This is a genomic window from Terrabacter sp. Root85, from assembly GCF_001429185.1.
GTDB lineage: Bacteria > Actinomycetota > Actinomycetes > Actinomycetales > Dermatophilaceae > Terrabacter.
In genome coordinates this window covers 122,638-135,093 of sequence record NZ_LMIW01000012.1, presented here as the reverse complement: position 1 = coordinate 135,093, position 12,456 = coordinate 122,638, and the positions used below count along the sequence as shown (strand labels likewise).

General features: G+C 70.3%; 10 protein-coding genes and 1 riboswitch. Of the genes, 2 read left to right on the top strand and 8 right to left on the bottom strand.

The genetic code is table 11. The features are described 5' to 3' along the window. Positions 1–29 precede the first annotated feature (29 nt). From ASE25_RS18465 to ASE25_RS18455, 3 genes are all read right to left on the bottom strand, one after another. Positions 30–1,040 carry an ABC transporter substrate-binding protein gene (locus tag ASE25_RS18465; protein WP_056826959.1) on the bottom strand — a complete coding sequence of 337 codons (1,011 nt, stop codon included), beginning with the start codon at positions 1,038–1,040 and terminating at the stop codon, positions 30–32. Positions 1,041–1,127: 87 nt separating this feature from the next. After that, positions 1,128–1,889 carry an amino acid ABC transporter ATP-binding protein gene (locus ASE25_RS18460; RefSeq protein ID WP_056826958.1) on the bottom strand — a complete coding sequence of 254 codons (762 nt, stop codon included), beginning with the start codon at positions 1,887–1,889 and terminating at the stop codon, positions 1,128–1,130. Continuing rightward, positions 1,886–2,725 (bottom strand): amino acid ABC transporter permease, encoded by an 840-nt coding sequence (locus ASE25_RS18455; protein ID WP_255358423.1) that lies wholly within the window; start codon positions 2,723–2,725, stop codon positions 1,886–1,888. The genes ASE25_RS18460 and ASE25_RS18455 overlap by 4 nt, the downstream gene beginning before the upstream one ends. On the opposite strand from ASE25_RS18455, the gene ASE25_RS23680 reads away from it, so the two are divergent. Next, a complete protein-coding gene (locus tag ASE25_RS23680; RefSeq protein WP_255358422.1) occupies positions 2,715–2,987 on the top strand; it encodes a hypothetical protein in 273 nt (90 codons plus the stop codon). The two genes, ASE25_RS18455 and ASE25_RS23680, sit on opposite strands and share 11 nt — an antisense overlap. A 153-nt stretch (positions 2,988–3,140) precedes the next feature. Here ASE25_RS23680 and ASE25_RS23835 read toward each other — a convergent pair whose 3' ends face one another. Both ASE25_RS23835 and rpsA read right to left on the bottom strand, forming a co-directional pair. Then, positions 3,141–3,224 (bottom strand): putative leader peptide, encoded by an 84-nt coding sequence (locus ASE25_RS23835; RefSeq protein WP_369791901.1) that lies wholly within the window; start codon positions 3,222–3,224, stop codon positions 3,141–3,143. A 33-nt stretch (positions 3,225–3,257) separates the two neighbouring features. Beyond that, a riboswitch (SAM riboswitch) is annotated at positions 3,258–3,370 on the bottom strand. 284 nt (positions 3,371–3,654) lie between these two features. After that, the gene (rpsA, locus tag ASE25_RS18450; RefSeq protein ID WP_056776617.1) at positions 3,655–5,166 is read right to left on the bottom strand and encodes a 30S ribosomal protein S1; all 1,512 of its coding nucleotides are present in this window, start codon (positions 5,164–5,166) and stop codon (positions 3,655–3,657) included. Positions 5,167–5,338: 172 nt separating this feature from the next. On the opposite strand from rpsA, the gene ASE25_RS18445 reads away from it, so the two are divergent. Continuing rightward, complete coding sequence (locus ASE25_RS18445) at positions 5,339–6,160, top strand: class I SAM-dependent methyltransferase (RefSeq protein ID WP_056826956.1); 822 nt, start codon at positions 5,339–5,341, stop codon at positions 6,158–6,160. Between the two features lie 98 nt (positions 6,161–6,258). Here ASE25_RS18445 and ASE25_RS18440 read toward each other — a convergent pair whose 3' ends face one another. The 3 genes from ASE25_RS18440 to polA form a co-directional block, all read right to left on the bottom strand. Continuing rightward, positions 6,259–8,949, bottom strand: coding sequence for a hypothetical protein (locus ASE25_RS18440; RefSeq protein WP_056826955.1), 2,691 nt, complete (start codon positions 8,947–8,949; stop codon positions 6,259–6,261). Continuing rightward, positions 8,946–9,560, bottom strand: coding sequence for a hypothetical protein (locus ASE25_RS18435; RefSeq protein WP_056826954.1), 615 nt, complete (start codon positions 9,558–9,560; stop codon positions 8,946–8,948). The genes ASE25_RS18440 and ASE25_RS18435 overlap by 4 nt, the downstream gene beginning before the upstream one ends. Before the next feature lie 195 nt (positions 9,561–9,755). After that, positions 9,756–12,431 carry a DNA polymerase I gene (polA, locus tag ASE25_RS18430; RefSeq protein ID WP_056826953.1) on the bottom strand — a complete coding sequence of 892 codons (2,676 nt, stop codon included), beginning with the start codon at positions 12,429–12,431 and terminating at the stop codon, positions 9,756–9,758. Positions 12,432–12,456 lie beyond the last annotated feature (25 nt).

The following is a 12,456-nucleotide window of genomic DNA, read 5'->3' as shown; positions in this document are numbered from 1 at the left end:
GTGATTCGTCTCCTGGCTGGGTTGGGGGCTCAGTCGGTCTTGGGCAGGCCGGGCGGGTTGATCTCGGACTTCTCGAGGCCCTCGGTGCTCAGGTTCCAGCGCTTGAGGACCCTCGCGTAGCTGCCGTCGGCGATCGCCGAGTTGATGGCGGCGGCGTAGGGCGCGGCGAGACCCGAGCCCTTCTTCGTCAGCACGGCGATGAGTCCCTGGAGGGAGTCACCGGCACCCGAGAAATGGCCGATGGCCTCGGTCTGGCCGGCCGTGGCGACGTGGTAGGCGACGCTCGGGTTCGGGCCGAAGTACGCGTCGATCCGGTGCGACGACAGGGCCAGGTAGTAGTCCGTCTGCGACTGGAAGTACTTCACCTCGGCGGGCGCGAGGCCCGCCTTGACGTTGGCCTCGTTCCAGTCGAGCAGGATCTTCTCCTGGTTGGTGCCGGACCCGACGGCGATGGTCTTGCCGGCGATGTCCCTGCCGCTCGTCACCTTCCACGTGCCGCCCTTCGGCGCCTCGAAGGCGAGGTCGTCCTTGCGGTACGTCGCGAAGTCGTACTTCTCCTTGCGCTCCTCCGTGACCGTGACGTTGGTCAGGGCGACGTCGTAGCGCCCCGAGTCGATCCCGAGGAAGACGTTCTCCCAGCTCGTCGCCGGCGTCTCGACCTCGAGGCCGAGCTTGTCGGCGAAGAGGTGCGCGAGGTCGACCTCGACGCCGATGACGGTCTTGTCGTCGTCGGCGGTGAAGACGAGCGGGGGCGTGCCGCCACCCGCCCCGGCGTTGGCGGCCGTGATCGTGCCCCGCTCTCGGATGGCGGCGGGCAGCAGGGCCGCGGCCTTCTCGTCCGTGGTGGCGGTGATGCGCTTCTGGTCCGGCGAGGTGTTGACGGCCGGGCCCGCCGGCGCGATCGAGCCGGCCGCCGCGCCCGAGCTGGCCTCGGCGGCTCCGGAGCAGGCGCTGAGCGCGACCGCGGCGGCGACGGCGACGGCGACGACCGTGACGGCATACGTCGTCGGGCGGTGGACGGGGTGGGGACGTGCGGGCATGAGGACTCCTCTCGGCACCCGGGGGGGTGCGAGTCATGGGTGGCCGGTACGGCCCGGGGGGGTTGGGGGTGGGGTGGTGGCGTGGGGTCAGAGGACGCGGTCGAGGAAGGCTCGCGTGCGTTCGTGGACAGGGTGGTCGATGACCTGCTCGGGCGGTCCCTGCTCGACGACGCGGCCGCCGTCGAGGAAGACGACGGTGTCGGCGACCTCGCGGGCGAAGCCGACCTCGTGCGTGACGACGACGAGAGTGGCCCCGTCGCGGGCGAGCTCCTTGATGACGGCGAGGACCTCGCCGACGAGCTCCGGGTCGAGAGCCGACGTCGGCTCGTCGAAGAGGATGACGTCGGGCTGCAGCGCGAGGGCTCGGGCGATGGCGACCCGCTGCTGCTGACCACCGGAGAGCTGACGCGGGTAGGCAGCCGCCTTGTCCGCCAGACCGACTCGCTCCAGCAGCGCCCTGGCCTCGACCTCGACCTCGGAGCGCTTGCGGCGCTGCGCCGACACCGGCGCCTCGACGACGTTCTCGAGGACGGTGAGGTGCGGGAAGAGGTTGAACTGCTGGAAGACGAAGCCGATGCGGCTGCGCTGGCGCAGGATGTCGCGCTCGGGCAGCTCGTGGAGGCGGTCACCCACCTGCCGGTAGCCGATGAGCGTCCCGTTGACGCGCACCTGACCCCGGTCGATCTTCTCCAGGTGGTTGATGGTGCGCAGCAGCGTGGACTTGCCCGACCCCGACGGTCCGAGGACGACCGTGACGGTGCCCTCCGCCAGCTCGAGGTCGACGTCGTCGAGCACCCGGTGGGCCCCGAACGACTTCGTGACGCCGCGGAGGTCGACGGCGGCGGTCATCGGGCGACCTCCTCGGGACGACGCGCTGCCTGGGTCGCGATGCCGGCCCACCGGGCCCGGAGCCGCTGGAGCGGTGTGGGCGGCAGCGACCGGGCGCTGCCTCGGGCGAAGTGCCGCTCGACGTAGTACTGCCCGATCGACAGGAGCGTCGTGAGGATGATGTACCAGACCGTCGCCACGAGGAGCAGCGGCACGACCCGGGAGTTGCGGCCGTAGATCACCTGCACCTGGTAGAAGAGCTCCGGGATCGCGAGCACGGAGACGATCGAGGTGCCCTTGAAGAGGCTGATCACCTCGTTGGCGGCGTTGGGCAGGATCGAGCGCATCGCCTGCGGCAGGACGATCCTCGCGAACTGGCGGCGCCGCGGGATGCCGAGCGCCGAGGCCGCCTCGCGTTGCCCCTCGTCGACGGAGATGATGCCGCCGCGGATGATCTCGGCCGCGTAGGCCGCCTGGTGCAGGGCGAGCCCGAGCACCGCGGCGCCGAGGGCCCCGAAGAGGTCGTTGGTCTCGACGCTGCCGAAGGACGGCCCGAACGGCAGCCCGACGCTGATCGTCTGGTAGAGGTAGGCGATGTTGAACCAGAAGAGCAGCTGGACGATGAGCGGGATCGACCGGAACGCCCAGATGTAGGCCCACGCGACGGTCCGCAGGAACGCGTTGGACGACAGTCGCATGGCCGCGAGGACGAGCCCCAGGGCGAAGCCGGCCACGGTCCCGAGGACGGTGAGCTGGATCGTCGTGCCGAGAGCCCGGATGACGGTCTCGGTGGCGAAGTAGCGACCGAAGGTCACCCAGTCCCAGCCGGGGTTGGTGACGAGGCCGTTGACGAACATCGCCAGGAGCAGGCCGACGCCGGCGACGCCGACCCACGTCCACGGGTTGCGGCGCGGGACGACGGTGAGGACCGGCCCGCCTCCGGACGGCGGGACCGAGTGGGTTGCCGGCGCCGGGGCGGCCGAGGGGGCGGACGTCGACGCTCCCGCCGTGGGCTCGGCCGGCGAAGGCGGCGAAGGCGGCGAAGGCGGCGAGGACGACGATGACGATGTGGTGGTCGGCGGCGCTGAGCGCCGGACCGTGGAGAGGGATGGCACGTGAGGCTCCTGGAGGGATGGCTCGGGCACCCGTCACCGGACGGGTGGCAGGGAGCGGCGGCGGCCGCGGGGGTGCGTGCTGGCGTCCGGGCCCCACGGGGTCACCGTTGGGCCGGGCGCCGACCGGCCGGCCGAGGTCTCGGCGGCCAGGACGTCGTCAGGGACGACAGAGCGCGCTGGACACGCGGAGCAGGTCGACGTGGCGGCGGAGCACGAGGTGGGTGCTCGTCGTGCGCGCCATGTCGGCTCCTCGGTCCTGGACCCGACCACTTCGAGTCCGCGCTTGCCGTCGCCTGCTGGCGACGGCCTGGTCCTCACCCGGAGCACCCCGCCGCGGTGGAGGGTTGCTGTCCAGCGAGCCGGGGCTTGGCACTGGAACTCTTGACCTGTCGATGACACTACGAAGCCCGCCGACGCCCCGTCAATCGCCGATATGGGCGCATTCTCCCCTGCTTGGGGCTTCTACCCCGCACCGCCTGTCGAGCGAATTGCCATGTGCCACAACATCATTCGTGTGATCACCGCGATGCTTCGGCCATTCAATTCCTAGTAATTCAGTCGGAAATGAACCTGAAGCCTTCTTGCATCCTGAGACAGCGGACACGAAAGAGCCCCGGACCCACAGGGTCCGGGGCTCTTTCAGAGCGTGTCGCTCCAGGCAGTGACTGGCGTCAGTTGCCCGTCAGCTTCTCACGAAGCGCAGCAAGCGCCTCGTCCGAAGCCAGCGTGCCCTCGACCGGGGCCGGGGCGTTGCGCGGGGCGCGCTCGCTGCGGTCGGCGTCGCCGGCCTCGGCGACGTCACCGGTCGCGGACGAGTACGACGTCGCGGAGCCGGCGTTGGCCGCAGCCTCGGCGTCGGCCTTCGTCGCGGCGTCGACCTGGGCCTTGTGGGCCTCCCAGCGAGCGTGGGCGTCGGCGTACTGACGCTCCCACTTCTCGCGCTGGGCGTCGAAGCCCTCGAGCCACTCGTTCGTCTCCGGGTCGAAGCCCTCGGGGTACTTGTAGTTGCCCTGCTCGTCGTACTCGGCGGCCATGCCGTAGAGGGTCGGGTCGAACTCCGACGCCGCGACGGCCTGGTCGTTGGCCTGCTTGAGCGACAGCGAGATGCGACGACGCTCGAGGTCGATGTCGATGACCTTGACGAAGATCTCGTCGCCGACGTTGACGACCTGCTCCGGCAGCTCCACGTGGCGCTCGGCCAGCTCGGAGATGTGGACGAGGCCCTCGATGCCGTCCTCGACGCGCACGAACGCACCGAAGGGGACGAGCTTGGTGACCTTGCCGGGGACGACCTGGCCGATGGCGTGCGTGCGAGCGAAGTGCTGCCACGGGTCCTCCTGCGTCGCCTTCAGCGACAGGGAGACACGCTCACGGTCCATGTCGACGTCGAGCACCTCGACGGTGACCTCGGTGCCGACCTCGACGACCTCGGACGGGTGGTCGATGTGCTTCCACGACAGCTCCGAGACGTGGACGAGACCGTCGACGCCGCCGAGGTCCACGAACGCACCGAAGTTGACGATGGAGGACACGACGCCCGAACGGACCTGGCCCTTCTGGAGCTCCTTGAGGAACGTCGTGCGCACCTCGGACTGCGTCTGCTCGAGCCAGGCACGGCGCGACAGGACCACGTTGTTGCGGTTCTTGTCGAGCTCGATGATCTTGGCCTCGATCTCCTTGCCGACGTACGGCTGGAGGTCGCGGACACGACGCATCTCGACGAGCGAGGCGGGCAGGAAGCCGCGGAGGCCGATGTCGAGGATGAGACCACCCTTGACGACCTCGATGACGGTGCCGGTGACGACGCCGTCCTCCTCCTTGACCTTCTCGATCGTGCCCCAGGCGCGCTCGTACTGCGCACGCTTCTTGGACAGGATCAGACGGCCTTCCTTGTCCTCCTTCTGGAGGACGAGGGCCTCGACCTCGTCACCGACCTTGACGATCTCGCCCGGGTCGACGTCGTGCTTGATGGACAGCTCGCGCGAGGGGATGACGCCCTCGGTCTTGTAGCCGATGTCGAGCAGGACCTCGTCCCGGTCGACCTTGACGATGCGACCCTCGACGATGTCGCCGTCGTTGAAGTCCTTGATGGTGGCGTCGATAGCCGCAAGGATGTCTTCCTGAGAGCCGATGTCGTTGATGGCGATCTCAGGCGCGGTCTTCTCGACCGTGTTGGCAGTCATGTAGTAGGAACTCCGATTGTGGACAGTTAGATTGGGGACCTCGGGGCGGTGGACCTGACGGCCCGCGCCTCGATGCCTTGTGGACAGGTGCAACATTGATCGTGCGCACACGGATGTGCTCGGCAATCCTATCCGCGCTGTCACCAGCCGGTCAAAAGAGAGCACGTATGCCGTGAGCACGCCCACCGAGGCCACCCGCCGTCCCGCTCCCCCGGACGAGACGGCCGCCGCGAACCGCACGTGGTGGGACGGCGAGGCGGCGTCGTACTACGTCGAGCACGGGTCGTTCCTCGGCGACACGGACTTCGTCTGGGGGCCGGAGCGGTTGCGCGAGGAGGAGGCGCGGCTCCTCGGCGACCCGGCCGGCCAGGTCGTGCTCGAGATCGGCGCCGGCTCGGGGCAGTGCTCCCGCTGGCTCGCGGCCCACGGCGCGACCGTCGTGGCCACCGACCTGTCGGCCGGCATGGTCGCCACCGGCGTGGCCGTCAACGCAGCGCTCGGCGACAGCCCCGACGCGGCCACCCGCGTGCCGTTCGCCCAGTGCGACGGACGCGCCCTCCCCTTCGCCGACGCGTCCTTCGACACCGTCTTCACGGCATACGGCGTCGTGCCCTTCGTCGCGGACTCCGACGTCGTCATGGGGGAGGCCGCCCGCGTGCTGCGCCCCGGTGGGCGCTTCGTCTTCTCGACGACCCACCCGGTGCGGTGGGCCTTTCCCGACGACCCGGGGCCGGCCGGGCTGACGGCGCGCCACTCCTACTTCGACCGCACGCCCTACGTCGAGCAGGACGACGAGGGCCACGCGACCTACGTCGAGCACCACCGCACGGTGGGCGACCGGGTACGGGAGATCACGGCGGCCGGGCTCGTCCTCGTCGACCTCGTCGAGCCCGCGTGGCCGGAGGGGCACGACGAGCCGTGGGGCGGATGGTCTCCCCTGCGCGGACGCGTCATCCCCGGCACGGCGATCTTCGTCTGCCGCAAGCCCGACTGACGACGGCCACCCGCGACGACCGCGCACCGGATGCACCGGATGCACGACGGCGGCCACGGACCCCGAAGGGATCCGTGGCCGCCGTCGTCGCTCTGCGGTCAGAGGAAGCGGCGCCTCAGGAGAACCGCGCCTCCGGCAAGACCGAACACACCGGCCGCCGCTGCGGCCCGACCCAGGTTCGCTGAGCCCTGCCCGTCGACACCGGCGAGCTCGTACGAGTACGCCGTGGCGCCCATGGCGCCTGTGGGCGCGCCGTAGGCCATCCCCTCGGCCTTGGCGCGCTGGGCACCGACCTCGATGAGGGCGTACTTCTCGCCGTAGTCGGCGGCCGTGGCCTTGCCGGCAGCGACGAGCTTCTTCGTGCCCTCGTCGGAGAGACGCTGCGCGCCGTCCTTGAGCTGGGGCGCACCGGCCGCCGCGTCGGTCAGACCGGCCGCGAGCTGGCTCGTTCCGTCCGCCGCGTCGGCGAGACCGTCGGAGAGCTGGCCGGCACCGTCACTGAGCTTGCCCGCACCGTCGTCGAGCTGCCCCGCGCCGTCCGCGAGCTTGCCGACGCCGGCATCGAGCTGGCCCGCACCCGTGGCGACCTGGCTCGATCCGTCGGCGAGCTTCGAGGCGCCCGCACCGAGGTCCTTGGCGCCCTTGGCCACCTGGGACGTGCCACCGTGCACCTGGTCGGCACCGACCGTGAGCTGGTCGATGGCATCGAGCAGGTCGAGCCCACCGAGACCGAGGAGGTCCACGCCGTACTGGAGGTCGTTGACACCACCACGCAGCGTCTTGTTCTTGGCCGTGTCGGTCGGGCTGCCGATGCCGCCCTGGACCTTGGTGACAACCCCGTCGACGAGCGTCGACACGCCGGCGTCGACGAGGTCGACGCCCTCGAGCAGGCCCGGCACCTTGGGGTCACAGATCCCCTTGAGCGTCGTGTTGCTCAGGCCGCACTCGACCTTCGCGAGCCCGAGGGCCGCGTCGCTCAGCTTGCCCTTGAGCAGACCCAGACCACCCGACACCTGTCCCAGGCCCGTGGACACCTGACCGAGGCCACCGGAGACCTGATCCAGACCGTCCGACACCGCGCCGAGCCCGCCGGACGCGGCCGTCGTCTTCGTCCGAAGGTCTCCGATTCCTGCCTGCACCTGGCCGAGGATCCCCTTGCACACCGCGCCACAGTCGGTGGTCTTGGCCAGCGCCACTCCACCGTCCAGCTGGTCGATGCCGCCGCCCGGCTTCAAGGCGTCCTGGAGGCCGGCTCGGACCTGGTCGACCCCGCCCTTGGACTGGTCGACCCCACCCTTGGACTGGTCGACCCCACCCTTGGACTGGTCGACCCCGCCCTTGAGCTGGTCGAGGCTCCCACCGGCCTTGGTGGCCTCAGCCACGCCACCGCGGATCTGGTCGACGCCGTCGATGAGGGTTCCGGTCTTGCCCTTGTCACCCAGCCCGGCGCGCAGCTTCGCGATGCCCGCGTGCAGCGGCTTCGCCTGCTCCGGCAGCGCACCGACGCCGTCGTAGAGCTGGGTGAGACCGGCATCGACCTGGTCGAGACCGTCAGCGACCTGCGCGAGACCGTCGAGCAGGGCCGGCGCGTTCTCGCCGACGAGGTGCAGACCACCGGCCACCTGACCGGCTCCGTCGTCGACCTGAGCGGCGCCACCGCTCAGCTTCTGCGCGCCAGCGTCCAGCTGCTGGTTGCCGTCCGCGACCTGGGTCGCCCCGTCGGCCAGCTTGGCCGAGCCTGCCTTCGCGTCGCCCGCTCCCGAGCGCAGCTTGGACGTGCCGTCCTTGAGCTGGCCTGCGCCTGTGGCGAGCTCGCGCGAGCCGGGCAGCGCCTGTGCGCCCATCCCCGCGTCGAGCTTCTTGGCACCATCGCGCAGCTGGATCAGCCCCGCGAGGAGCGTGCCCGCGCCATCACGGAGCTTGAGGAGGTTCGTGTCGATCTCGGTCGCACCGGCCGTCAGGGTGGCACCGGTCGTGGCACCGCCCTTGTAGCTCTCGGCGCCGCCCTTGAAGGAGGGGCTGTCGAGCGGGCTGACCGGGAGGGCCGAGACGGAGGCCTTGGGCAGCGTCCCGTCGACGATGTCGGCGGCGTAGCCGAACGTCGCGGTCGGGGTCCCGATGGGTCCGAACAAGGTCATCGTGAAGGTCAGCTTGGTGCCACCGCGGCCGTCACCGGCGAGGTTGGCCTCCTTCGAGCTGACGTTCGTGAAGGTGCCCGGCAGCGTCGTGGTGAGCGAGCCCACCATGGGGATGACGACGTCTTCCGTGGCCGACGCCTGCTTGCCCGTCCCGTCGTCGAAGGTGACGACCTGGGAGGAGCCCGTGACGTTCTTGACCGTGTAGCGCACCTCGAGACGGCCGCTGCGGCCGAGGAGGTCACCGGGCTCGACGGGCTGGCCGTCCAGGGTGTACGTGGCCTGGACCTCGAGCGGCAGCTTCTTCGTGAAGTCGCTGACGGTGCGCAACTGCTGCTCGCCGTCGACGTCGTAGCTGCCGACCATGACGCCGTCCTTGACGTCGAACCCGCTGAAGCCGTCGAGGTTGCGCAGGCCCTGGGTCTCGATGGGGTTCTGCAGGTCGACGGTGCCGCGGCCCTTCATGGCCACCTGTTCGTAGACACGGGCGACGTCCACCTTGCCCGTCGCGTCGAGGTAGGCCTGCACCGTCTCGGTGTTGGAGACCTGGACCGAGCCGTCCCCGGCGGCAGCCGCAGGCGACGCTGCCAGCAGCAGCAGGGTGGGCATGGTCGCCAGGCCGGCGACGATGGTGGCGAGGGTCCGCTTGCTCACTGTGCTGCTCCCGTCACAAGGTCATCGAGGTCTGTGGTGCTGGAGGAGTCGTCGCGCTGGTCGCGCTGGTTCCGCTCCGTACGCCTCGCATCGACGGCCGGACGCGGCCGCGCAGACGCGTGCGGTTCCGACTGTGCTGCAAGCAGGTTCGTGGCGAGATAGCCGAGGCCCACGGCGAGGAGCACCGTGGTGGCAGCCGCGGGCGACTCGGTGAGGAACTGCGAGGGTGCGTTGGTGTAGACCGACTCGTAGGCGCCGACGATCGAGGCAGCCCCGAGCAGCCCGCTCCACAGCGGGAGACGGCCACCGCTCACAGCGGCGACGACGGCGATGAGCGCCACGACGACGAAGGCCGCGACGGCGCGCCCCGCGGACGAGTCCGGGAGGACGGCGGCACGCAGCGCGAAGCCGAGCCAGGCCAGGAGGAAGCCGGCGAGGAAACCCGCCACCTTGCCCCAGGCTGGACGGTGCGGGACGAGCCCGAGAACACCGCCGAGAGCTGCGCCGAGAAGGGCGACGTGCTCGAGGTCGAGACCGAGCAGGTTGCTCAGTCCGATGATGACCGCCGCAAAAACGGCGAGACACAGACCTGTGACCAGGCTTCTGACCATGTCCACCTCACAGTAAAAGCACCCGTCTCCGATGACGGGTGCAAGTTACCGAGCAGTATGCAGGCGCGGCGGGGTCCGTGGTGTGTCAAGTGGTGGACACCACGTCCCCGTTGCCAGAACGTGACCTAACGGACACCGCCACGTGGGTACACGTCCCCGAATCCCGTCGGACGACGCCGGCTCGGGCCCGCGCGGTCAGTGGGCCGCGTCGTGCCAGGAGTGACCGACGCCGACGTTGACGTCGAGCGGCACGTCGAGCTCGGCGGCGTGCCCCATCTCGTGACGCACGAGCTTCTCGACGTCGTCACGCTCGACCGCGGCGATCTCGAGGACGAGCTCGTCGTGCACCTGGAGCAGCACCCGCGACGTCGCGCCCGCGTCGGTGAGCGCACGGTCGACCCCGATCATGGCGACCTTCATGATGTCGGCGGCCGAGCCCTGGATCGGGGCGTTGAGGGCCATCCGCTCGGCCATCTCGCGGCGCTGGCGGTTGTCGGACGTCAGGTCGGGCAGGTAGCGCCGGCGGCCGAACATCGTCGCGGTGTAGCCGGTCCCGCGCGCCTCGGCGACGACCTCCTTGAGGTAGTCGCTGACGCCGCCGAACCGCTCGAAGTAGCCGTCCATGAGGCCGCGGGCCTCCTCGGTGCTGATGGTCAGCTGCTTGGACAGCCCGAAGGCCGACAGGCCGTAGGCGAGGCCGTAGGACATGGCCTTGACCTTGGAGCGCATGGCCGACGTGACGTCGTCGGGCTCGACCCCGAACACCTTGGAGCCGACGAAGTTGTGGAGGTCCTCGCCGGTGCGGAAGGCCTCGATGAGGCCCTCGTCGCCGGAGAGGTGAGCCATGACGCGCATCTCGATCTGGGAGTAGTCGGCCGACATGAGCGCCTCGTAGCCCTCACCGACGACGAAGAGCTCGCGGATGCGCCGCCCCTCCTCGGTGCGGATCGGGACGTTCTGGAGGTTGGGCTCGGTCGAGCTGAGCCGGCCCGTGGCGGCGATGGTCTGCAGGTAGGTCGTGTGGATGCGCCCGTCGTCGGCCACCGACTTCTGCAGGCCCTCGACCGTGACCCGCAGGCGAGCGGCGTCTCGGTGGCGCAGCAGCGCCTCGAGGAACGGGTGCTCGGTCTTGGCGTAGAGGTCGGACAGCGCGTCGGCGTCGGTCGTCCATCCGGTCTTCGTCTTCTTCGTCTTGGGCAGGTTGAGCTGGCCGAAGAGGACCTCCTGCAGCTGCTTCGGCGACCCGAGGTTGACGTCACGGCGCTCGATGGCGTCCCACGCGTCCTCCTGCGCCTGGGTGACCTTGGCGGCGAAGTCGCCCTCGAGGGACTCGAGCCCGGCCACGTCGACGGCGATGCCGGTGCGCTCCATGCCGGCGAGCACCCCGACGAGCGGGATCTCCACCTCGGCGAGCAGCTGCTCGCCCCCGGTGGCGGCAACCTGCTCGTCGAGGACCTCGGCGAGGTCGCGCACGGCGGTCGCGCGCACCATCTCCTTCTGGGCGGCCACCTCGTCGGCGTCGCCGCCGAAGTCGAGCATGCCCTGGCCGTCGGTCGGCGCGGCACCGCTCAGCTCACGATGCAGGTTGCGCAGCACGAGGTCGTCGAGGTGGTAGGTGCGCTGGTCGGGCTTGACGAGGTATGCCGCGAGCTGGGTGTCGCTCGTCAGCCCGCCGAGCGTCCAGCCGCGGGCGCCGAGCGCCTCGATCGGCCCCTTGGCGTCGTGCATGGCCTTGGGTCGGGCCGCGTCCTCGAGCCAGTCGCCGAGGGCGGCCTCGCCCTCAGGGGTCAGGGTCTGCAGGTCGATCCATGCGGCGCTGCCGTCGGGCGCGGCCACCGCGACGCCGCTCGCGTCTCCGGTCCCCCGGGCCCACGTGCCGGCCACGGAGAGCCCCGCGCGCTGGTCGGACGCGAGGTGCGCGGCCACCCAGGCCGGCACGGCCTCGGGCGCGACGACCTCACCGTCGACCTCGAAACCCTCCTCGGCCTCGGGGGCCGCGGCCTCGACGGTGGCGAAGAGGCGGTCGCGCAGCACGCGGAACTCGAGCCCGTCGAAGACCGTGTGCACCTCCTCGCGGCTCCACTGGGAGCGCTGGAGGTCCTCGACCTCGACCCCGACGGGGCTGTCCTTGACGAGCTGGTTGAGCCGGCGGTTGCGCAGGACCTGGTCGAGGTGGTCGCGCAGCGACTGCCCCGCCTTGCCCGGGATCTTGTCGATGCTCGCGACGATGCCGTCGAGGTCGCCGTACTGGGTGATCCACTTGGCCGCGGTCTTGGGGCCGACACCGGGCACGCCCGGGAGGTTGTCGGAGGTCTCGCCGACCATGGCGGCGAGGTCGCTGTAGCGGGTCGGGGGGACGCCGTACTTCTCCTCGACCTGGGTCGGGCCCATCCGCGACACCTCGGACACGCCGCGGATCGGGTAGAGGATCGTCACCTTGTCGGAGACGAGCTGGAAGGTGTCGCGGTCGCCCGAGCAGATGAGGACGTCGATGTCCTGGGCCTCGGCCTGCGTCGCGAACGTCGCGATGATGTCGTCGGCCTCGTAGCCGTCGAGCTCGACGTAGCGGATGCGGAGCGCGTCGAGGATCTCCTTCACGAGCGGGATCTGGCCCTGGAACTCGTCGGGCGTGCGCGCACGGCCCGCCTTGTACTCGGCGTACTCGTCGGTGCGGAACGACTGGCGGGCCTTGTCGAAGGCCACGACGACGTGCGTCGGCTCCTCGTCGCGCAGCATGTTGATGAGCATCGAGGTGAAGCCGTAGACGGCGTTCGTGTGCTGCCCCGTGCTCGTCGAGAAGTTCTCGGCGGGGAGCGCGAAGAACGCGCGGTAGGCCAGCGAGTGTCCGTCGAGGAGGAGAAGTCGGCTCACACGGCAACCCTAGTGGCGGCCACCG

Bases quoted from the DNA above. Each gene is read 5' to 3' on its own strand.
- ASE25_RS23835 (WP_369791901.1), bottom strand. From the start codon at position 3,224: ATGGCGCGCACGACGAGCACCCACCTCGTGCTCCGCCGCCACGTCGAC.
- ASE25_RS18465 (WP_056826959.1), bottom strand. From the start codon at position 1,040: ATGCCCGCACGTCCCCACCCCGTCCACCGCCCGACGACGTATGCCGTC.
- rpsA (WP_056776617.1), bottom strand. From the start codon at position 5,166: ATGACTGCCAACACGGTCGAGAAGACCGCGCCTGAGATCGCCATCAAC.
- ASE25_RS18435 (WP_056826954.1), bottom strand. From the start codon at position 9,560: ATGGTCAGAAGCCTGGTCACAGGTCTGTGTCTCGCCGTTTTTGCGGCG.
- ASE25_RS18460 (WP_056826958.1), bottom strand. From the start codon at position 1,889: ATGACCGCCGCCGTCGACCTCCGCGGCGTCACGAAGTCGTTCGGGGCC.
- ASE25_RS18455 (WP_255358423.1), bottom strand. From the start codon at position 2,725: ATGTTCGTCAACGGCCTCGTCACCAACCCCGGCTGGGACTGGGTGACC.